The organism is Staphylococcus sp. HMSC34G04 (genome assembly GCF_001838765.1).
GTDB classification, from domain to species: domain Bacteria; phylum Bacillota; class Bacilli; order Staphylococcales; family Staphylococcaceae; genus Staphylococcus; species Staphylococcus epidermidis.
The window spans coordinates 1-22,566 of record NZ_KV838719.1 but is presented as its reverse complement, the minus strand read 5'-3'; the positions used below and the strand labels follow the sequence as shown (position 1 = coordinate 22,566).

Sequence of the window (22,566 nt, the reverse complement as noted above, 5' to 3'; positions counted from 1 at the left end):
GAGCTACCGAACTGCTCCATCCCGCGCTAATATTATTTTTGACTACCCATTAATCATATCATTAAATTATTAATGATGTCAATACTTTATTTAATTTATTTTAACAATTTCTTTAAATGGTATTAAAGAAAACATGTAACACTTAAGGTTTAATGCCCTCTAAACAATTACCTATTAAGTATATTAACTTAAGACATAATAGTCAATATCGTTTTTCGATTTATTTGTGTAAAAAAATACTTCATATATCATTTTATAATTTTAATTACTAAATGATATGAAATGTTTTCAATAATATTTAATGTTTGCAAGTATAGACTAGGATAGATGTGTAAACATCCTACCTAGTCATATATCCTTGCATTCTGTTAATTAAAGAAGTAAATGTTACAAAACCTTCCTCTTCTAAAAAGTGTCCACCATCTTCTACTACACGTGTATGTCCATTAAGTGTATTCATCAGTCTTTGTGTTTCCTTGTATGAAACATATTGATCATCTTTAGACGTGAGTCCATAAAATTTATCTACTTGTTCTTTTATTTTATCGTAATCGATGGTTACCCCTTTTAAATCTACATCTTCATCTATGTCTTGTGCATCTTCTTTAAATCCTGCGATACTAAAGAAACCTTCAATGTGATGATGCGTTTCTTCAAGAAATTTTAAGGCAGCGATTGAGCCAAACCCGTGGGTCACAAAATATGTATCTTTTTTACGGATATGTAGTTGTTGTTTCATTTCATTAACCCACTCATCAATTTGTGCATGATCATTTGCTTCAAGATTGAATAAAGAAACATCATACCCTTCCAAAGTTAAATTATGTCTTAACCATTCATACCAATGATTTTTAGAATTACCATGTTTTGAGTGTACAATAATAATGTCTGTCATCTTTCCCCTCACTCCTTTATTATTTCTATTGTAAGTAAAAACACTTTAAAAAGAAATCGAATAAGTTTTCTTGGTATATATTTATAGCGTAAATTTAACTTATTACATTTTTCTAATTTAAGTGTCATTATACTATTATAACTCTTCTAATATTTCCTCAACTGCATTCTTCCCTTGTTGTATACAGTCTGGTAAACCGACAGCTTCAAACGGTGCCCCTGTAACACGTAATCTAGGATAAGTTGTTTTAATATGTTGTTGAATTTCTTTAATCATTTTAATATGACCCACATGGTATTGGGGCATACTCTTAGGTAACCGATTTACAATTGTAAAATCAGGATCCCCTGAGATGGTCATCATTTGACTTAAGTCTTTTCTAACAATTGATACTATTTCTTCATCGGTGTGATCATCTACTACAGTATCACCTGGTTTTCCAATATATGCTCGAATTAAAACTTTACCTTCTGGAGTAGTAAATGGCCATTTCTTTGATGTCCAAGTACATGCAGTAATATCCGTTTGACTTGTTCTTGCAATAACAAAGCCAGTTCCATCGTACGTATTGGTAATATTTTTCTCATCAAAGGCCAAAACAACTGTTGCGACAGTAGTAGAATCCATGTTCTTAAAATAATCAAATGCAGGATCGTGACTAAACCAATTCAAAAATACTTGATGTGGCGTAGTTACAAGTAAGCCATTAAATTTCTCTTTAGTGTCATCTTCTAATAAAATTTCATAATCCTTTTGCGAAATCAATATATCTTTGACTGGCGTGTTATATCGTATGTGGACACCTTTACTTTCAATATCTTTAACAAGGGCCTCTATAAAAGAACTCAAACCATGTCTAAACTGTTTGAATTGTCCTTTAGGAGCACCTGGATATAATTGACGTTTCTTAATACGTTGTTCTTTTTCATCTTTCATTCCTTTAATTAAACTACCAAATTGTTCCTCTTTTTCTTTAAAATTAGGAAATGTACTCATTAAGCTCAATTGATCAATATCAGTACCATAAATACCACCCATTAGTGGTTCAATTAAGTTCTCTAATACTTCATTACCTAATCGTTGTCTAAAGAAACTACCAACAGAAATATCATTTTCAATTTCTATCGGTTTTTTAAACAAATCAAGTCCCGCTCTTAATTTACCAATAGGTGAAATGAGTCTTGTTTTAATAAATGGTTTAATATCTGTAGGAATTCCCATAATTGAGCCACCAGGAATAGGATATAATTTATTTTTAGCAAAAATATAAGATTGACCAGTAGTATTTGTAATAAGGTCATTTTCTAATCCAATATCTTTTGCCACATCAGTCATAATTGTCTTACGACCTAAATAAGACTCAGGGCCTAACTCAATTGTGTAACCATCTGATCTATATGTTTGAATCTTTCCACCTACTCTATTTGAGGCTTCGAAAATAGTTACTTCAATAGAAGGGTCTTGTTTTTTTATGAAATATGCGCTAGATAAACCAGTGATTCCCGCTCCAATAATTGCCACTTTCTTACTCACTTTTCTCACGCTACCTTTCAGAATTGCTTAAAAATTTATTAAAATACGCTATATACTGGTTCTAAAAAAGTATAAAAACAATTCCCCCTATTAAATGGAGGAATTGTTTTGTTTAATAGGTTTGGATGACAGACTCATTTATATATGTGATTGAATTTCGTCAACAATAGCACCGATAAATAATGGATGTGTGTTAGGCATTTCTGGACGATAGTAATTTACCCCAATATCGTCACAAACCACTTTACATTCATAATCATTATCATAAAGCACCTCTAAATGTTCACAAACAAAACCGACTGGCGTATAGATAAAGTGCTTATACTGATGCTCCTTATATAAATCACGAGTTAAATCTTGGACATCTGGACCTAACCAAGGTGTTCCAGTATTACCCTCTGATTGCCACCCTTCAGCAACATGGATAATATTAGATTCCTGTTTAAGAATTTCCGCTGTTTCATGCAATTCATGAGGATATGGATCATTATTTCTTTCAATTAAACCTTTTGGTAAACTATGTGCAGAAACTACTAATACAGTCTCATCATGTTCTTGACTAGGTATTTGTTCTAATGTTTCATTAATTTTTTCTGTCCAATATTTAATAAATTTTGGCTGTTGATAATAGTGTTTAATATGTGTTAACTGGATACCATATTCATCTGCTTTTTCTTGAGCACGTTGATCATAAGAGCCAACAGAAAAACTAGAATAATGAGGTGCAAGTACAACTGTTACTGCTTCTTTAATTCCATCATTATGCATTTGTTCTACTGCTTCTTCAATATATGGAGATATATGTTTTAATCCAAGATAAAGTTTAAAATTCACATCATCTCGTTCTTTATTTAGTGCGTCAAGTAATGCTTCCGCTTGACGATCGGTTGTTCCTGCCAAAGGAGAAAGGCCACCAATAAATTCATATCTATCCTTTAAATCTTGCAGTTCTTCTTCAGTTGGTTTTTTTCCACGTCTAATATCAGTGTAATAAGGCTCTATATCGCTTTCTTTATATGGTGTGCCATACGCCATTACTAATAAGCCTATTGTTTTAGTCATTAATAAAAACCTTCCTTTTAAATCTTTAATTTGAATCAATGAAGTAAGGTTTGGAATCTAACCAAATCTTTAAAAACTATTTCGCTGTATAATTATGAACAAATTCAGTCACTTTTCGCAAGGTTTCTGGTTTAACTTCTGGAAATACACCGTGACCTAAATTGAAAATATGCTTTCCGCGATCTAAACCTTGATTTAAAATGTCTTTGAGTCGTGATTCTATGACATCCCATGGAGCTAACAGTAAAGACGGGTCTAAATTACCTTGAATTGCTTTATTTACTCCCATTTTGTCAGCTTGCTTTATTGAAGTTCTCCAATCAAGCCCTAGTACATCTATCGGTAAATCATTCCATTCATTAATTAAATGACTTGCACCGACACCAAAAAGAATGATAGGTACATCATAATAAGCTTTAATGCCAGAAATCAATTTATTCATGGCCGGCTTAATATAATAGCGATAGTCCTTCACATTAAGTGCACCAACCCATGAATCAAAAATCTGAATGATTTCCGCTCCTGCTTCAACTTGTGCTACAACATAGTCAATAGAAATGTCGACGAGATGATTCATTATAGCGAACCATGTTTCCTCATCTCTATACATCATCGCTTTAGTAAAATTATAATTTTTTGAAGGCCCCCCCTCAATCATATAAGATGCTAAAGTAAATGGTGCTCCTGTAAAACCTATTAAAGGTACATTAAGTTTTTCTTCTGTGAGTAACTTAATTGTATCTAATACATATGGGACATCTCTTTTAGGATCTATTTGCGATAGCTTTTCTACATCTTTAACAGTTTGAATAGGATTGGAAATTACAGGTCCTATCCCTGATTTAATTTCGACATCTACACCAATTGGTTTGAGTGGTGTCATAATATCTTTATACAATACTGCCGCATCGGTTTGATAATTATCTACTGGTAAATGTGTCACATATGCACACAATTCCGGTTGATGCGTGATTTCAAATAGAGAATATTTTTCTTTTAATTTTCGATACTCAGGTTGAGAACGTCCAGCCTGTCTCATAAACCAAACAGGTGTATGTGACGTACTTTCTCCTTTTATAGCTTTTAAAATTGTATCGTTTTTGCTGCGCACCCTTGAGTCCCCCCACAATTGAATCATTCTTACCAATGATAGCATATTGTACTTAATTAAGTATTTTAATATGCTTAAATGTCACAAAAAAGACATACTACATTTGACTGTATCAAGTGGATAAAATTCTTTAATAAGAGATCTTTTATTTTCTAAAAGTTGGATAGATATTAAATTACACGACTAATATTAAATAATTTATGATTTTGCTTAATTTGACATCTAAAAATAAGTTACTTTTTATACAAATTAATCAACTTTATTTGTATATAGAAAAGTAGGCTCGTATAATAAATTAAAACAAAGGAGGAATGAGCCATGTATTTATATACATCTTATGGGACTTATCATTTTTTAAATCAAATTAAACTTAATCATCAAGAACGTAGTTTATTTCAATTTTCTACTAATGATTCTTCAGTAATCTTAGAAGAGTCTGAGGGAAAATCAATCTTAAAACATCCTAGTGCATATCAAGTGATTGATAGCATAGGTGAATTTAGCGAACATCATTTTTATAGTGCTATTTTTGTTCCTACATCTGAAGACCATCGTCAACAGTTAGAGAAAAAATTATTACACGTAGACGTACCTTTAAGTAATTTTGGTGGTTTTAAAAGCTATCGTTTATTAAAACCAACTGAGGGGTCTACCTACAAAATTTACTTTGGTTTTGCAAATCGAACAGCATATGAAGATTTCAAAGCTTCTAATATATTTAAGGAAAACTTTTCAAAAGATGCATTGAGCCAATACTTTGGTGCTAGTGGTCAACATTCCAGTTACTTTGAAAGATATTTATATCCAATAGAAGATCATTAATTAGTTAAAACAAATTATATATTCAACAATTTTAAACACAGTTATTTAGTCTACTTATTAATTATAAGGATTGCTGTTAAGAGACATTTCAACTGTGGATAGTTATCTATCAAATTGCATTTTCTATAGAATTTCTAAGTTCATTTTTCTATTTGTGGCAATTGTTTATACGACAAGATGCCTGTGACATCACACATGGTCATAGGCATCTTTTTGTATATAGTTAAATACTTTTACTTATTCTCATTTACAATGATTAAAACTCCGATTTTACTCTATCTTTAATTTAGCCAAGATGTATAACCTCTTAGCTATAGATTTAATTAGAGGCCATTTAATCCTCAAACTCATCTCAACTTTTATTTAAAAAAGTAACCTCCATATTTACTATGGAAGTTACCGAATGATTTATAGTTGTAATATAATCTCGTTATATTAAAAAACAAAATGAAAGAGTTTTTGAACTGTTCCGTTTTCAATGATAATGAATAGACCTAAACCAATATAGACTATTGACATTATCCACCTACTAAACCTTTCAATGATTTCACCTAGGCCAGGTATATTAGCTAATTTTTGAGCGGTAAAGACAAGAATAAAAATTAAGATTAAAAATGTGATTAAAGTAATAACTAATTCATAATTATTTATAGTAGTGAAATATGGTACAAATAATCCAATATTATCTGCACCACAACTTGCTAGTGTGACTACTGCAACAGATTTTGATAACTCAGATAATCCTTTTTTATTTAGTTCATCTTTAGCTCTTCTTTCCCCTTCACAATCATCGAATATAGCAACCTTAATTCCTAAATAAATTGGTATAAGACCAAGCAATCCTAAAATCCATTTATCTGGTACATAGTTAAGTACATAAGCCAAAAACAAACTGACAATAATTAAAGTTAATGACCCTAGATATTGTCCAATATAAATATCTTTGTACTGTTGATAATTGTTTGCTCTTGCAAAAAAGATTAATAATATGACTAATAAATCAACCGCTGTAGCAATATACAGGATGGCGGCTGTCGTTATCGTTTCAAACATTCAATCCCTCTTTTGACTATATTGAATTAAAATAAAGTTTACTCTAACTAAATTTGATTTAGTCACGTAATAATGTTTCTTGATATTTTAATTTTTTAATTGTATTTCGAATGGTTAGCCAACCTACTATAAAGAATAATACAGCAAAAAAGAATAATTCATGGTGTTTGATTACATATACAATCGTAAATGTAATAGCGATGATGATCATCAAGCGATTTAAAAATTGCTGATATCCTGTAATTACTTTTGTATCAGATACAGGCCAAACTTGAGGCCATAAACCGTATGCTTGCTGCGTATAAAATTGAGACATCTGTAATAAAATAATATACATAAACAAACTACCGATAATTAATGAAACAACTGGTTGTGATAACCATACCATTAATATCAAAGCGATAATAACTAATCTTAAAATAATAGAAAAAGCATCGCGTCCTCTGACAAAACTTCTTATAAATAAATATAAGTACATACGATTCTCATTGAATTTAGTGCCTTTAGGAACGGGTAGTAAGAAATCAAGATAACTACGACGTACTGCTGATTCTCTTAGGTGTTTTACATCTGTAAACATATTAACGAATTTATAATAATTTGTGTGGTGTTGTTGTTCAATTGCAATCACTTTTTCCCAAGGAAGCAAATAGTGATCCGCTCTACTCTTTAGGACTAAATAAATTACAAATAATAAAATCATTATTAAAAAAGCTAAATAGTTATGAAATTTTAAAATCATGTAATGCGTTACTGCTAAAGGTATAAATAATAATAAGTTGATAATGAACACATTTTTATTTAATTTAACCCATTGCCATTTGATGAGTAATACCAAATATGGATATAGCAATGTACTTATAGAAAATGCGATATAAAATCCATAATCACTGTGACTTAATTTATAAAACAATGGAAAGAACACGATTAGCAAAATGAATGGTAAACTGATTCTTGAAATATAACTATAAAACAGACTTGCTTTAATATAATTTTTCATGTGTCTTTCAAAAGGTAGTAAGAAGATTTGGTCCGCTTCTTTCAAGAGTGTACGAATTGGGAATAATGAAACAACAGCTATTGCTATACTAGCAAATAGTGCATAGTCTATTTGAGGAGGAATGTGACTTAACCATTCGCCGTATCCAAATATAAATGCTCCTAATAGTATAAGTAGAAAAACTGTAAAGTGACCATTAAATATAAATTTATTATAATAGTTTTTCTCCTTACGTATAGCGTGTTGTCGTTTTCTAAACAAAGTTAACGCCTCGTTATTCATAAGCACTACTACCTTGCGTGACATGAATGTAAATATCATCTAAAGTTTTATCTTTTAATCCTGTTTGTTCCCGTAACTCTTCAAGATTACCAAATGCAACAATTTCACCTTTATCCAAAATAATAAATCTATCACAATACCTTTCGGCTGTAGCCAAAATATGTGTACTCATTAACACTGTTCGATTTTCATTTCTTTTTTCTACCATTAAATCTAACATAGACTGTATCCCCAAAGGATCTAAACCGAGGAAAGGTTCGTCAATAATATATAATTCTGGATCAACTATAAATGCACAAATAATCATCACTTTTTGTTTCATCCCTTTAGAAAAATGACTTGGAAATACTTTAAGTTCATTTTCTAATCTAAAAACTTTAAGCAATGGTTTAGCTCGACGCATAGCCTCTTCTCTACTTAATTGATAAGCCATCGCCGTCATTTCAATGTGCTCCTCTAAAGTTAGTTCATCATAGATGACTGGTGATTCAGGTATATAAGATAACTTTCTTCTATAATTTTCAATATCTTCATTAATTCTAATATTTGAAATTGATAATTTGCCTTCCATTGGATTAATCAATCCTAGCATATGTTTAATTGTAGTACTTTTCCCTGCACCATTTAGACCTATTAAACCTACAATTTCACCTTTTTCTAATTCAAAATTCAAATCTTTAATTACAGGTTTTTTTCCATATCCGCCTGTAAGATGTTCAACTTTTACTGTCATAAGGCACCTCCATTGACTTTATTGTATCAAAAAAAATTATATAGCCCTAAAAATAATCTTTACAATGATGTAGTTTTAAAAAATGAATGATATAATATGAACAAACATTTGTAGAGGAGTGTCATTATTATGTCAGAAACGATATTCAGTAAAATTATCTCAGGTGAGATTCCTAGTTTTAAGATATATGAAAATAATTATGTCTATGCATTCCTTGATATATCTCAAGTTTCAAAAGGACATACGCTACTAGTACCTAAAAAACCTTCAGCAAATATATTTGAAACTGATGAAGAGACAATGAAACACATAGGGGTTGCTTTACCTAAAGTGGCAAATGCAATCAAAAAAGCATTTCACCCTGACGGCTTGAACATTATTCAAAATAATGGTGAATATGCCGATCAATCAGTATTTCACATTCATTTCCATTTAATACCGAGATATGAAAATGATATAGACGGATTTGGCTATAAATGGGAAACACATGAAGATGTAATCGATGATGAAACTAAACAAAAAATAGCAACACAAATTCAAGCACAAATGTCTTAATCATGCATATTTCTTGTTATACTGGGTATGAAATAACTATTACAATTATCCGACAAATAAAGTGAGGAGAATCATAATGAAAGTCTCAAGAATATTATTTGGTTTAGGTGTAGGTGCTGTTGCAGGATTTGCAGTTGCTTTAAGACATCGTGATGACCAAAGCGTAAAAAATCATACGATTGATGCTAGTCAACCCACTGGCGCTCAATCAGAATTACAACGTGAAATAGAGAATATGAAACAATCCTTCAATGATATTCTTAATTACGGTTCACAAATCAAGAATGAAAGTATTGAATTTGGAAGTTCAATTGGTGAAGAGTTTAAAGGATTGATTGGTAATTTTAAATCAGACATTAATCCAAACATCCAAAAATTACAAAGTCACATCGAAAATTTACAAAACCGTGGCGAAGATATTAGTAATAACCTTTCAAAAGATAAGTAGTTTAAAACTATGGCAACTAAGCCATAGTTTTTTTACTTCTAAATCATAGACAGCTCAAACTTTTCACTGAGCAAAACCAACAAATATTGGCAATATCTATTGACTATTGAGCAAAAGACATAGATAATACGTAACGAATATTAACATAGAGAAGAGGCATATATTATGTTTTTATGTACTCGGCAAATCGATATACATGCACGGTTCGGTATTCAAAGAATTGCATTTTTAAGTTTAGTTGCGACAATATTTACATTTTTAGTTAGTTATGAAGTGATGTATTATTTTTTAGATACACCACTTTCAGATAGACATTTTTTTGTACTCATAGTGTTTATATTGCTCATGTACCCTATTCATAAAATAGTACATCTTTTATTCTTTTTGCCCTATTATAAATCTTTTAAAATCCATAAATTATCTAGTAAGAAATGGGTACCATATTTTAATACTTATGTTAATACGCCAGTTCACAAAATTTATTTTTGTATTAATCTCATTCTACCCATCTTTTTCTTATCTGGCATCTTTATAATGCTAAGTATATATTTACCTCAATATGGACATTATTTTATGTTTTTATTATCACTTAACATAGGCTGTTCAATGATGGATATTTTATATTTAAAGATACTTTTATTTTCAAATGATGGACACTATGTCGAAGAACATCAATCGGGTCTTCATATTTTAAACAAGGTAGACAATCCTTATACACAACACTGATTTTTAAAATCATTTACAAAGATTAGATACAACATTCTTTATATTTATAAATAAAATATGCATAATTAAATCGCTATCAATTATGTAGCTATACCCCCTTTCCTTGTCATACTATAGTCTGAGGAAAGGGGTTTCTAATTGGTTGATGATTAATAATATGTTATATTTACGATGATTAATACATAAAGGAGCTATCAACTTATGAAATTAATGAATAAAATTATTGTACCCGTAACTGCAAGTGCACTTTTGTTAGGTGCCTGCGGTTCAAATGCAACTGAATCGAAGGATAACACACTTATTTCTTCTAAAGCTGGCGATGTTAAAGTTGCTGACGTAATGAAAAAAATGGGCAAAGAACAAATTGCTAACACATCTTTTAGCATTGTATTAAACAAAATTTTAGCAGATAAATATAAAGATAAAGTAGATACAAAAGACATTGATAAAGATATTAAAAAAGAAGAGAAACAATACGGTGGTAAGGATCAATTTGAAAGCATGCTAAAACAACAAGGTATGTCACTTGATGATTATAAAGAGCAGAAGAAATTATCAGCTTATCAGAAACAATTGTTACTAGATAAAGTTAATGTATCAGATAAAGAGATCAAAGAAAACTCTAAAAAAGCATCACACATTTTAATTAAAGTTAAATCTAAATCTAGCGATAAAGAAGGTTTATCAGATAAAAAAGCGAAAGAAAAAGCTGAAAAAATTCAAAAAGAAGTAGAAAAGAATCCAAATAAGTTTGGAGAAATAGCGAAAAAAGAATCAATGGATAGTTCTTCAGCTAAGAAGGATGGTTCATTAGGTTATGTGATTAAAGGTCAAATGGTAGATAGCTTCGAAAAAGCACTATTTAAATTAAAAGAAGGAGAAGTTTCTAAAGTCGTAAAAACAGACTATGGCTATCACATTATAAAAGCAGATAAAGAAACTGATTTTAATAGTGAAAAATCAAATATCAAACAAAAATTAATCGAAGAAAAGGTACAGAAGAAGCCTAAATTATTAACTGATGCATACAAAGAATTATTAAAAGAGTATAAAGTGGACTACAAAGATAGAGATATTAAAAAAGCAATTGAGGATTCTATTCTTGATCCAGATAAATTAAAACAACAACAACAGCAACAACAATCACAAGGTGGTTCTGGATTAACTAATTAAGGTTCGTAATTCCTTTCTAACTTGATTGTCCTAAGTTGAAATATTCATCACTCATGTTATAATAAAGTTAACAAAGATATCTATCATATATGCACTAACCCCCTTACTATGCCAGTAGTAAGGGGGTTTTAGTGTGGCTAAATTTAAAAATGTCGCCTATCGATGTTTGTCATTACGTTGACGTAGCCAATGCGTAAACAACGCAACTATACAACCACTAATAACAGTGGTGATGATGTGTACAAAGATATCTAAAATCATATATGCACCTCCTTCCCTTCGTCATATGACGCCTGAGAAGTAAAGTTAGGCGACTAATTTATTATAACACGTTGATTAACAAACATTAAAAAAGTACAAAGACTCTAAGAATAGATACTTCTTTAAAATTATCTATTCATTAAAAGCAACTTTGTACTATTGAACCTGAATTTAATCAAGTGTTGTTGGATTATAAAATTGTCTATTTTCTAAACCAAAAATTCTTTCTGTAAATTGACCTTTTTCTGTTTTTTTGAAAGCTTTATCAAACATGTTCATTTTAGCATCAATATTATCTATAAAATAAAGTATTTCAGCTTCCTTTAAATGAGGCAATTTAGGCGATCCGAACTCCATTTTACCATGATGCGCTAAAATCATATGTCTAAGTAACATTACCTCTTCTCCATCAATACCTAACTCTTTGGCTGTTTCAGCAACTTCATCACTTGCTATAGAGATATGACCAAGTAAATTTCCTTCAACAGTATAGGTCGTCGCAACTGGACCACTCAATTCTCTTACTTTACCTAAATCATGCAAAATGATAGCACTGTATAATAGACTTCTATTCAACAGAGGATAAATATCACATATAGATTTTGCTATACGCAACATTGTTAAAACATGATAACTTAATCCACTCGCAAAATTATGATGATGCGAACTTGCTGCTGGATAAGTGAAAAAACGATCTTGATACTTTTTAATTAAATGTCTAGTAATGCGTTGTAAGTTTGCATTTTCAATATCTAACATAAAATGCGATAATTCCTCTTGTATTTCTGAGGGCGACATTGGCGCACCGTCAACAAAGTCTTTAGTTGACACTTTGTCTTCAGCTTGTGCAAGACGTATTTGATGTATTTTCATCTGTTTGCGTCCACGATAATTGATGATATCACCTTTGACATGAACTATTGTTTCTGGCTTTAAAGTTTGCATATCATCTTTCGTAGCAGTCCATAATTTAGCTTCAATATCACCACTTTTATCTTGCAGAAATAGTGTCATGTAATCTTTACCCTGAGCTGTAACACCTTGAGTTGCACGATGAATCAAGAAAAAATGATCCACTGAGTCGCCGGGATTTAATTTTTCTACATTTCTCATTTTTTCCCGCCTTCCTGTAATTTATTTAAAGTTAATACTTCTTTGGCCGGTATGACATGATCTTTTGTACAAGTAAAATAAAGTATTTGATAATGTTCTGATAGTTCTCTCAAATATTTCAACATACGCTCTTTACGATATTTATCAAAATGAACAAATGCATCATCTACAATCACTGGGAATGGATAGTACGGTTTTAATACTTTAATAAGACTAATACGTAAAGCCACATATAATAATTCTTTTGTAGATTGACTCAACTCAACTGGCTCAAATACTTGTCCGTTAGAATGCTTTACATGTATTTTATGATTTTCAGTATAATGAATCATATTGTAAGTACCATTTGTTAAATTTTTAAAAATAGATACAGCTTCATTAATCACTTGTGGTAGACGCTTATCCTTTATTTGCTTGATATGTTCTTCCACTAAAGCTTGCATATAACTTAAGCTTGCCCAATCCTTAGCAATATCGTTAAGTCTATTTTTTAAGCTATAATATTCATGTCTTAATTGTGCTAAAGTTCTATCTGTTTCCATATGATTAATCTGAGCATTTAAATCACTAACTTCTGCCTGCATTTCTAAAAATTGATCATTGTAATCGTCAACTTGTTTAGCCAATCTATGATCTTCTTCTTCTAGTTGAGCAGTAGTTTTCTCACTTAATTGCGAACTCATTTCATAAGTATAATTTTGATTTTCTAAATATTGATTTAAATCATTAAATCGATTTAAATCATTTTGATAGGTTTCAAAATGATGATGATGTGTATAATAATCTTCTTCATTATCTACATCAACATAATCAAATAATTCCTTAATCATTTGATTCGTTTCACTTAAGCGTGACTTCAATTGCTTTAATTCATTATTGAGTAATTGCATTTCATTTTGATTTTTATTCCAAGCCTCATTTTGTTCCTCTGCATTTTTTAACCACTGTTTCAAATCATGGAAGAAAGACATCTGATTAAATTGTTTTAGATGTGGTTCAGTTACAGATTGTGCACGTTCATAAAAGTGATTGATATCTTTTAGTAGATTCTTGCGTTGTTGATTTAAATCAATAATGTATTTATCATGCGCTTTAATTTGACTAATGGTTGAGACACTCTCAACCACTAATTCATCTGAAAGTTTTTCTGATAAATGTAACTCTTTTTTGATTTCAATGATGCTATTTTTTAGACTATCAAGTCGCTCATTTGCAGTCGTTAATGATTGATTGATATATTGATGTTTTTCTTCAAGTATTTTTTTATTTTTCTTGGCATGGCGCCATTGTTCACGAACTCGTTGTTGATGTTCTAAATCGAAGTCAAGATTATATTCTTTTTCAAGTTGTGTGAGTTGGTTTTCTAAATCATTAATTTCTTGACTTATTGCTGTGCTATAATCTACTGCTTTAGATTTAGAAAAGATGATACCTACTACAAAAATCACAGTTAATAGAGCAAATATTACTCCAAAAATAAGATTTGCAGTGAAAAAAGAAAATATAGAAAGTGCTGCTGCTAGAATAGTCAAAACAATAAATCCTATTCTTAAAAACTTTTGTCTTTTATTTTTTTGTGTTTGTTCTTCTTCAAAAGTTTCTTTTAACTTTTCATATAAGTTCTCTTTTTCATGTAATTCTAAAACTTGTTGTGTATATTCCTTTTTCTTGTCAAAGGTTTCGTCAGGAACAAGCTCATTCTCAACTTGATTAATCTCATTAGAATTAGAGTTTCTTTCAATTTTATTTTCTTCAAGTCCACGTTCTAACTGGTTGATATAAGCATTTTGTTCTTGCTTGCCTAACACTAAATCACTCATATGACTTTTCATCGCTTCAGTACTATCTGTGTCGTAAAACACTTCTTGCCAACCGATATTAGATTGAAGAGCTTCTAGTTCACGTTGCTTATCAGCAATATCTTTCTCAATTGAACGTAACTCAAATTCTTTTTGTTTAATTTCAGTCTCTTGTTGATAAAGGCTATTAAATGAATCAATATACTTTTGGTCTACTGGATTGATAGACTCCGCCTCTTTATTTAATAAGCTTAATCTTTCTTCTCGCAAACTTTTATCTCGTTCAAGTGATTGTTTGTGAGATTTGGCAGTTTCGTATCTATCTATCCCTTTTTCAGGAAAATTTATAGGCTCTATATTAAGTGATTGTTCCAACCTTTTCCATTCTTGTGTTTGATCATGTAGAGCAACCTCTTTTTGTTTTCGCTCATGCATTTTTGATAATTGATTTAAATTTTGCTTCAAATTTTCTAGTCTTCTTGATGATTTATCTTTATCGTCTACAAGCCGATGATATGTATCAAGTTTACTTTCTTCATTTCGAATTTGATTTTCTAATTGTTTAAGTTGCTCAATTTGTTGATTAATAATTGGATTTTTTCCAGATTTTTTATATAATTCTTCTTTCTTTTGTCCAATTCTATCTCTCATACTTGTAAATTCAGTTGACCCAAGTGCACCTGCTTCTAATAAGTAATCTTGTAGCTGTTCTTCATCTAGATTTTTATGAATATCTTGAAGACCTAAAACGTCAAAAGAGAATATACCTTGATATGTTTTCTTTGAAATGTAATTAAGTTTTTTATTTAGCCAAACTTCATCTCGTATAGTACCATCTTTAAGATAAATTTTGACATCTCCATGTGCACTTCCCTTGATTCTCTCAACTTCTGCTTCAATGCCATCGTCGAAAATGAGGGATAATTTCCCGCCATATTGATTACCTAATCTTGGTTCTAAACGTGGTTCTTTGGACTTTTTAGTAGGAAATCCGAACAAAATAGAGTGAATAAATGCTTGAATGGTAGATTTACCAGCTTCATTCTCACCAAATATCTCAGTGAATTGACGATTAAATTCAATTTTACGTTGAACAAATTGGCCGTATCCGTATATTTCTAATGATTTAATTATCATTTTGTTCACCTCTCATTTCATCCTTTAAAAGGCTTTCTGCATGATTGACTAACTCAACTTTATCAAATTCATTGTAGTCATCTAAAAACTTAGAAGCCCTTGGATTTAGATATAAATCAGTCATTGCCGAATCAAAAAGTGACGCATCATCAAGTAATTCCGGTGAAAACTCTTTCACTATTGGCATTTCATCATTTTGAACATATTGAAGATTTAAATCTTCAATAAAAACAAATTGGTTTTCGTTTTCTTCGAACTCAGTAATCATTTCTTTTAGTTGAATTAAATCTTGTGGTGCAATTATGTCTTCACTATTAATGCGTACGTTCAATCTATAAAATGATTTACCTTCAGGTCTTACTTTATCTTTAAAAGATTGAATAACATCATAAAGTCCTTGTTTAGATGTATGATCAGTTTCAATTGTAGCTTCTTCAAATTTAATAAATTGAGTAGGATAAAATTGTGAAGTGAGTTTAAGGTGATCACCTTCCACCAATAGACAACCTTTTTCTCCTAATTCATTGAAATGTCTTCCTTGGATATTACCTGGATAGTTAATGACTGGCATATCACTTAACTGTTGACGTTGGTGTATATGTCCTAATGCCCAGTAGTGGTATAAACGTTGATTTAAGTCTTCTAATCTAAATTCAGTATAACGGTCTTTCACCGAAGATTTACTATAAGTTCCATGTAATACACCAATATGAATGCCCTTTTGACCTTGACTCGATGGGTATGCGTCTATTTTATTTTCATAACTCGCATCATTTTGATAGCTGAATCCATGAATATAAATCGTTTCTCCTGATTTAGTAATAGCTTGATATGTCTCCACTTGATTTGAAAATACGGATACGTTATTAGGCCACTGACTTGTTATTTTAGAAGTAAGAGGATCGTGGTTGCCATGGCAAATATAAACAAATATTTGTTCTTTTCTTAGTCTTTCAAATTGTTCATTTAAAAAGACTTCAGCACGCAATGTACGATTCTCACTATCAAATAAATCACCTGCTATAATAATAAAATCGACTTCCTGTTTTAAAGCTAAGTCGACTATGTTTTTAAAACTTTCATATGCACTCTTTTGGACATCTTCAAAAATATTTGGACTGAGATAACTTTTAGATTTGAAAGGACTGTCCAAATGCAAATCAGCACAGTGTATAAATTTAACCATAAGTTTGATTCTCCTTAGAATATCTGCAAAGTTAATTAAAAAAATGTACAAGATTATTTATGCATTAATGTGATGCATAAAGTATATAAACTAAAATTTTACAGTATGAATGATGAGAAATATTTTTTTCCTTATATTCTTTCATTTTACCATATCTGTTTGTTGACAGTCGATGAAGAATGCATTGATTTAAAAATAATAAGACATAAATAAGAAAGCCTGGAACAATTATTATGTCCCAGGCTCAATCAAAGTAGATATTGATTAACTAATTAGTCAGCGTAAATTTCATCTAAAGGTTTTACAATGATTTGATTAATTTCTTGGAATACTTGGCTCATTTTTTGCTCAGCATTCATTAATTCAGAAATATTTTCGTCTTTTTCTATAGCTTGAGCTTGTTCTTGAGCTTTTTGTAAATCTTCTTCAGGAATTTCTTCCCCTTGCATTTGTTTTTGTTGGAAGCTCATTTGAGTTTCACGGAATTCATCAAATAATTTTTTTGATTCTTCATTTTCTTTTACTTTAGCAAATGCATCTTTGATAGCTTTATATTCATCACTATCTCTTAAAGCTTGTTCTAATTGATTTGCATAATCATATAAATTTACTGCCATAAGTCTTTGCACTCCTTTGAGTTAATTTGTGTTTTTAACCACTCGTAGAATACTTTAACATATCTGTCACCATTAGACAAAGATTGCAATTACTCCTTGGAAAAATCCAATGATACCTCCTAATATAAATCCTAATGTCATGATTAATTTTAATTCTTTGTTGGCAATTTCAATAATTAGATTTTCAATATACTTTAAGTCGAATGTATTAATCTGTTCTTCAATTAATTGACGTAAATTAATCTTTTTCATAATGTTTGTTAAATGTTTTGAAGTACCTTTAATAATTAAATCAGTCATACGTTTTGATGTATCATCTTCTAGGAATTGAATAAACTGCGGAACAATTTGGTTAATAGGTCTCTGTGTTTTATCTTTTAGATTTAGATAAGTTTTTAATTCATTAAGTACTAATTGACTATAATTTTTAAATTGTTGTGCTTTAATGATTTCATCTAAGTTCTTATCTTTAAATGTTTCATACTCATCATTTAATACTTTAGTAATTATTATTTGAGATTGCGGATGTTGAGTTAGTCTAATCAACTCTTGTTGAATTCTATCAGCAATGCTTTCTTTTGTCATAAACATCTGTAGTAAACCAATGATGCGTCCCTTTTCATTGAAAAATGTGTCTAACATTTCATAAATATCACGTTCACCTTTTTCAGAACTTAAATAATTTCTAGCCCTTTCACATAAGAAGTCAGTAATATATTCTATTTGACCTTTACATTGGTCTAAGAAAGACTGAGGTAATATTTCACTTAACTTTCTGTATTTATTTTTCTCATACCAAAAGTTTAGTTTACTTAAAACTTTAGTAGTCAATTTATAATCTACCAACTCATTAACATCTATTCCTAAAAATTTAGCTATATTTTTAATTGTCACATCATCATTTTTTAATTTACTTATTTGTTTTTGGATTAGTTGCTGTATCATATTTCTCGATTGTTGTTGATTTAGCTTCTGTCGAATTAATTCTTCAGTAATAAGATGTTCCTCAATAACTTGTCCAATTTTTCTAGCGATTTCCTCACGACGTTTTGGAATCAAACCTGGTGTGAATGGAATACGAAACCTAAAAATATAATACGGTTTGAATGGATGAAATAACATTTTAATTGCAATCATATTAGTTACTCCACCAATTATTGCTCCTAAAATTATCATAAAAACTACTAATAATATGGAATGCATCGTTTAAACTCCTTTTAATAGAAAATGTTTCAAAACTATTTCATTTTACTCACTTATAAAAAAACGATGAAACCAAAAAGTTGTCTCATCGTCTAACACTTATGCTCCTGAATTTTTTATGATATTAAGATCAAAGTGATTCAATCATAAAATGATTCTTCTATCACTTATGTATTTATGTCTATACGTGTATTAATTCTTCTTTAGCATTTCTATTGAAGTAAGTTTCAGCTTCTCTCATTTTTGAAGTGCCAAAGATCGGTTGTTTTTCATTATTAAGAACACGATAAATGTTACTCACTTTATTACTTTGTAAAATGAAACCATTACGTGTATCAATAGTATTCCAGTAAATATCACTTGTTGTTGAGTGATTTGGATAAGCACAATGGTTTCTAGAAATTGTTTGTACGATTTCAAGCGGGTCACAACCGAATGTACTATTTAATACATCTGAATCTCTGAATAAAGCACAAATTGATACGCATGTAGTCCAGTTTGGTAGAACTCTTTCTTTTTCAATTTGAACCAATGTTTTCTTGGAAAGTCCAATGGTTTGTGCCATTGTATCTTGAGTATAGCCTGCTTCTATACGGACCATCTTAAATTTTGTTTGAATTAAATCTGTGAAACTCTGTCTATCCATTCTATTTATCTACCTTTCTCATTGGAAATATTTTATCCGGACACAAGAAATTGCAATAATACACATTTCTTGAAACACAAATTACATCTTAATATATTTTCAATAAAAATAAAAGAGTAAATACGTTTTTGAGTCTATTTTTATAATAGGCATAATTATCAAAATAATTAGACAGTAATATTAATCTACAAGCAGAATTATAATTGCTGTAAGTGTTATTGGCTAAAAACTCAACTTAACACAATTACATTCATAAAAATTAAAATAATTTTTAAATCAATTTATTTTCCATTGCATAAATAGCGGCTTGAGTTCTATCGGAGACTTCTAGTTTGCTAAAAATATGACTCACATGTGTTTTTACTGTCTTTTCTGATACAAACAATGCTCTTGCAATTTCTTTATTTGTTTTACCTTTAACCATTTCTTTAAGTACTTCTTTTTCACGTTTAGATAACTTATTCGTATAATGTGGTTTTTTTGATACGGCCTTAATCACGCTTTTAGCTTGAGGATGTATGATACGTTCACCTTGCAAAACTTTATGAATTGTCTCAATTAACTTTTGAGGTTCAACATCTTTCATTTCATACCCATCAGCTCCTTTATCAATAGCTGAAATAACATGTTCATCATCTACATAGCTCGTAAGTACTAATACTTTGATTTCAGGATATTGTTGTTTGAGTATTTCAGTAATTTCTATACCATTCATCTCTGGCATTACTAAGTCTAGAAGCACGATGTCCGGTCTTTCATTGTTTTTTAAATAAGATAAAAATGTTGCACCATCTTTAAAACCCTTTAAAACTGATAAATCATCTACAGTTGATAATAAAAATTCTAAACCTTGCCTTACAATATAGTGATCATCGACGAGAATGACTTTATGCATAAGGATGCTCCTTTAATTTCAATGGAATTTTAATATAAATCCGAGTGCCATGATTTATTTTTGATTCTATAGTAACTTTACCGTTCAAATACTGTGTACGTTGCTTTATATTTTTTAAACCATTAAATAAAAACGTATTAATTGATTGCGTGTCAAAACCTTGACCGTTATCTCTAATATCTATCTCAAGATATTCAACATTTTGTGATAAATCAAGATAAACTTTGTTGGTTTTAGCGTGCTTAATAACATTATTCATTGCTTCCTGAATAATTCTGTATACATTTTCTTCGATATCATTAGATAAATCTATTAGTCCATTAATAGTCACTTTCAAATCTAGTCCTAACATTTTACTATAATAGTGTAATGCATGGATTAAGCCTTGCTCTAATCCAACTGGTTTTAGTTGCCAAATCAGTGCTCTCATTTCATTTACTGCATTTTGACTTGTTTCCTCAATAGTCTTAAAAGCCTTTTGCGCTTGCTCGTCAGTAGTTATCCCTTTTGCAGCGTGAGCCGTTAATTTTAAAGAAAATAACATTTGATTTACTGAATCATGTAAGTCTCTAGCTAGTCGATTACGTTCATTAATTTTGGCATTTTCTTTTTCTTTATTAGTTAGCTGAATTCTCTTTATAGCTGAACCAATTTGAAATGCTACAGATTCTAATAGTTCTAAGTCTTCTTCACTATAATGTTCTTTGTTGGGAGATGCTACGTTAAGCAAACCGAATCTTTCACTCCCAGACTGCAATGGAACAGTAGCATGGTGAGTAATATGATTCGTTTCTTTATCATAAGCATGATTAGCTAAATTGATTCTAGAACAATTTATTATATTAGAAGCTTTAGTTAATTTATTATTTTGATATGCTTGCACACACCAGCAAGAACCATTTGTCAAATAGTAACAAGAGTTTTTAGATAAAGCTTCAGGTAAATCTACAGAGGAAACTAAATCATGGTGCCCCTCTTCATCAATATAGAAAATCCAACCAGTTGAAAAGTCGCTCCCATTTATAAGTAAACGCAAAGCCCCTTGCATCATGCTATATATTTCAGTTTCTTCATTTAGAAATTCGGCTATTTCCTTAAGTAATGCAAGTCTAGTTGGTTTCTCCATTATATCCCCTCAAATTTAACATTTTATCATTATTATACAACTCATTCTTTATTTTTAAAAACTCACAATGCCGATGTTATTAAAACTTTCAAAATAAAACAAGTTATAGAGTCGCACAAATATATGATATGATAGAACTGAATTTATAGGAGGAAAAAATGAAATTTACAATACCTAAACAATTTAACGATTATACATTGAGAGAGATTTTTCAATATTTAAAATTACCTAAAAAGGACTTACATCAACTGAATATGTCTAAAGAAATCTTAATTAATGAAGAGTACGGTACATTATTAAATAATGTTAAAACCGGTGATTATGTTGAGATACCAACACCTAATGAAGTAAGTAACTATTTACCAAGTTATCGATATGCTCAAATTTATTACGAGGATGATGACTTGGCCATTGTCATGAAACCAAAGGGTGTTAAAACGCATCCCAATGATTTAAAAGAGAGCAACACACTTATGAACCATGTGATTTACACTGTTGATAGTGAATATGTTGAGCCCATACATCGATTAGATCAAGAAACAGTAGGTTTATTGATAGTTGCTAAGAATCCGCTTATGAAAAAAATCTTAGACCGAATGTTAGAATATAATGAAATTACGCGTATATATAAAGCAAATGTAAAAGCGTTGTTACCTATTAAACCACAAACGATAGATATGCCTATTGGTAAAGATAAATTTCATTCAAACAAACGAAGAATTTCCAACACAGGTCAACGTGCAATCACTCACATTATTGACTCTAAAATGATTAAAGAGGGTGTATGTCAACTGGACATTAAATTAGATACAGGTCGAACACACCAAATTCGTGTGCACCTTGCTGAGATTGGCCATCCAGTTATTGGGGATCCACTTTATGGAACTTCAACATTACGACAATTAGAGCTAAATAGTCATCAAATTGAATTTACTCATCCACTGACTCAAGAAATTATTTCTGTAAGTCTAGATGATAAATAGCAATATTTCGATGTTATCATGAGCATTAAGTTAAATATCGAATTAAAAACTATATTATTTTGACTATTAATTAATGAAATTGAACAGAATGTTTTATTAAAAAAGTCAACATAACACCTAATTTCATCTTTATCACTGACTAACTACTAATATAGAGGCTGGGACATAAAGTTCTAGGATAAGTAAATAAAGACAATTTCTATTGAA

22 protein-coding genes are annotated in these 22,566 nt (G+C 30.2%); 6 read left to right on the top strand and 16 right to left on the bottom strand.

Annotation, left to right across the window (positions count from 1 at the left end):
* Positions 1-340 precede the first annotated feature (340 nt).
* From HMPREF3241_RS03675 to hemE, 4 genes are all read right to left on the bottom strand, one after another.
* Complete coding sequence (locus HMPREF3241_RS03675; RefSeq protein WP_002474678.1) at positions 341-895, bottom strand: RBBP9/YdeN family alpha/beta hydrolase; 555 nt, start codon at positions 893-895, stop codon at positions 341-343.
* Positions 896-1,030: 135 nt separating this feature from the next.
* Positions 1,031-2,428 carry a protoporphyrinogen oxidase gene (gene hemY, locus HMPREF3241_RS03670; RefSeq protein ID WP_002495704.1) on the bottom strand — a complete coding sequence of 466 codons (1,398 nt, stop codon included), beginning with the start codon at positions 2,426-2,428 and terminating at the stop codon, positions 1,031-1,033.
* A gap of 138 nt (positions 2,429-2,566) precedes the next feature.
* On the bottom strand, positions 2,567-3,490 hold the full coding sequence (gene hemH / locus HMPREF3241_RS03665) for a ferrochelatase (RefSeq protein WP_002457872.1): 924 nt from the start codon (positions 3,488-3,490) through the stop codon (positions 2,567-2,569).
* A 76-nt stretch (positions 3,491-3,566) separates the two neighbouring features.
* On the bottom strand, positions 3,567-4,628 hold the full coding sequence (hemE, locus tag HMPREF3241_RS03660) for a uroporphyrinogen decarboxylase (protein ID WP_002446746.1): 1,062 nt from the start codon (positions 4,626-4,628) through the stop codon (positions 3,567-3,569).
* A gap of 291 nt (positions 4,629-4,919) precedes the next feature.
* Here hemE and traP point away from each other — a divergent pair, with 291 nt between their 5' ends.
* Positions 4,920-5,423 carry a signal transduction protein TRAP gene (gene traP, locus HMPREF3241_RS03655; protein WP_002446747.1) on the top strand — a complete coding sequence of 168 codons (504 nt, stop codon included), beginning with the start codon at positions 4,920-4,922 and terminating at the stop codon, positions 5,421-5,423.
* A 435-nt stretch (positions 5,424-5,858) separates the two neighbouring features.
* Here the strand turns inward: traP and HMPREF3241_RS03650 are convergent, their stop codons facing one another.
* From HMPREF3241_RS03650 to HMPREF3241_RS03640, 3 genes are read right to left on the bottom strand one after another with little or no spacing between them, the layout of a single operon-like run.
* Positions 5,859-6,476: a CadD family cadmium resistance transporter gene (locus HMPREF3241_RS03650; protein ID WP_002446748.1), complete on the bottom strand. Its 618-nt coding sequence runs from the start codon at positions 6,474-6,476 to the stop codon at positions 5,859-5,861.
* 58 nt (positions 6,477-6,534) lie between these two features.
* Complete coding sequence (locus HMPREF3241_RS03645) at positions 6,535-7,758, bottom strand: ABC transporter permease EcsB (RefSeq protein ID WP_020363845.1); 1,224 nt, start codon at positions 7,756-7,758, stop codon at positions 6,535-6,537.
* On the bottom strand, positions 7,751-8,491 hold the full coding sequence (locus HMPREF3241_RS03640) for an ABC transporter ATP-binding protein EcsA (protein ID WP_002457875.1): 741 nt from the start codon (positions 8,489-8,491) through the stop codon (positions 7,751-7,753). The genes HMPREF3241_RS03645 and HMPREF3241_RS03640 overlap by 8 nt, the downstream gene beginning before the upstream one ends.
* Before the next feature lie 129 nt (positions 8,492-8,620).
* Between HMPREF3241_RS03640 and HMPREF3241_RS03635 the strand changes: the two genes are divergently transcribed.
* The 4 genes from HMPREF3241_RS03635 to HMPREF3241_RS03620 all read left to right on the top strand — a co-directional run bounded on the left by HMPREF3241_RS03635 (position 8,621) and on the right by HMPREF3241_RS03620 (position 11,393).
* Positions 8,621-9,046 carry an HIT family protein gene (locus tag HMPREF3241_RS03635; RefSeq protein ID WP_070853464.1) on the top strand — a complete coding sequence of 142 codons (426 nt, stop codon included), beginning with the start codon at positions 8,621-8,623 and terminating at the stop codon, positions 9,044-9,046.
* Positions 9,047-9,122: 76 nt separating this feature from the next.
* Complete coding sequence (locus HMPREF3241_RS03630; protein WP_070853463.1) at positions 9,123-9,494, top strand: YtxH domain-containing protein; 372 nt, start codon at positions 9,123-9,125, stop codon at positions 9,492-9,494.
* 165 nt (positions 9,495-9,659) lie between these two features.
* Complete coding sequence (locus HMPREF3241_RS03625) at positions 9,660-10,220, top strand: DUF3267 domain-containing protein (RefSeq protein ID WP_002475873.1); 561 nt, start codon at positions 9,660-9,662, stop codon at positions 10,218-10,220.
* Between the two features lie 201 nt (positions 10,221-10,421).
* Positions 10,422-11,393, top strand: coding sequence for a peptidylprolyl isomerase PrsA (locus tag HMPREF3241_RS03620; RefSeq protein WP_070845660.1), 972 nt, complete (start codon positions 10,422-10,424; stop codon positions 11,391-11,393).
* Between the two features lie 156 nt (positions 11,394-11,549).
* On the opposite strand, the gene HMPREF3241_RS12050 is transcribed toward HMPREF3241_RS03620, so the two are convergent.
* The 9 genes from HMPREF3241_RS12050 to HMPREF3241_RS03580 all read right to left on the bottom strand — a co-directional run bounded on the left by HMPREF3241_RS12050 (position 11,550) and on the right by HMPREF3241_RS03580 (position 21,376).
* Entirely contained in the window at positions 11,550-11,654 is a 105-nt protein-coding gene (locus tag HMPREF3241_RS12050) for a type I toxin-antitoxin system Fst family toxin (protein ID WP_002440288.1), read from the bottom strand.
* 171 nt (positions 11,655-11,825) lie between these two features.
* Positions 11,826-12,767: a 3'-5' exoribonuclease YhaM gene (yhaM, locus tag HMPREF3241_RS03615; protein ID WP_002446755.1), complete on the bottom strand. Its 942-nt coding sequence runs from the start codon at positions 12,765-12,767 to the stop codon at positions 11,826-11,828.
* Positions 12,764-15,703, bottom strand: a complete 2,940-nt coding sequence (locus HMPREF3241_RS03610; protein ID WP_070845662.1) for an AAA family ATPase — start codon at positions 15,701-15,703, stop codon at positions 12,764-12,766. The genes yhaM and HMPREF3241_RS03610 overlap by 4 nt, the downstream gene beginning before the upstream one ends.
* The gene (locus HMPREF3241_RS03605) at positions 15,693-16,889 is read right to left on the bottom strand and encodes a metallophosphoesterase family protein (protein WP_002457879.1); all 1,197 of its coding nucleotides are present in this window, start codon (positions 16,887-16,889) and stop codon (positions 15,693-15,695) included. Before HMPREF3241_RS03605 ends, HMPREF3241_RS03610 begins: the two co-directional genes overlap by 11 nt.
* Positions 16,890-17,161: 272 nt before the next feature.
* Entirely contained in the window at positions 17,162-17,506 is a 345-nt protein-coding gene (locus HMPREF3241_RS03600; protein WP_001829805.1) for a YlbF/YmcA family competence regulator, read from the bottom strand.
* A gap of 72 nt (positions 17,507-17,578) precedes the next feature.
* Positions 17,579-18,709 carry a DUF445 domain-containing protein gene (locus HMPREF3241_RS03595; RefSeq protein ID WP_002457880.1) on the bottom strand — a complete coding sequence of 377 codons (1,131 nt, stop codon included), beginning with the start codon at positions 18,707-18,709 and terminating at the stop codon, positions 17,579-17,581.
* Positions 18,710-18,890: 181 nt separating this feature from the next.
* Complete coding sequence (locus HMPREF3241_RS03590; RefSeq protein WP_001829807.1) at positions 18,891-19,355, bottom strand: XRE family transcriptional regulator XdrA; 465 nt, start codon at positions 19,353-19,355, stop codon at positions 18,891-18,893.
* Positions 19,356-19,626: 271 nt separating this feature from the next.
* Complete coding sequence (locus tag HMPREF3241_RS03585) at positions 19,627-20,250, bottom strand: response regulator (RefSeq protein ID WP_001829810.1); 624 nt, start codon at positions 20,248-20,250, stop codon at positions 19,627-19,629.
* Positions 20,243-21,376 carry a GAF domain-containing sensor histidine kinase gene (locus HMPREF3241_RS03580; protein ID WP_070853462.1) on the bottom strand — a complete coding sequence of 378 codons (1,134 nt, stop codon included), beginning with the start codon at positions 21,374-21,376 and terminating at the stop codon, positions 20,243-20,245. The genes HMPREF3241_RS03585 and HMPREF3241_RS03580 overlap by 8 nt, the downstream gene beginning before the upstream one ends.
* Positions 21,377-21,534: 158 nt before the next feature.
* Between HMPREF3241_RS03580 and HMPREF3241_RS03575 the strand changes: the two genes are divergently transcribed.
* On the top strand, positions 21,535-22,359 hold the full coding sequence (locus HMPREF3241_RS03575) for an RluA family pseudouridine synthase (RefSeq protein ID WP_002457882.1): 825 nt from the start codon (positions 21,535-21,537) through the stop codon (positions 22,357-22,359).
* Positions 22,360-22,566 lie beyond the last annotated feature (207 nt).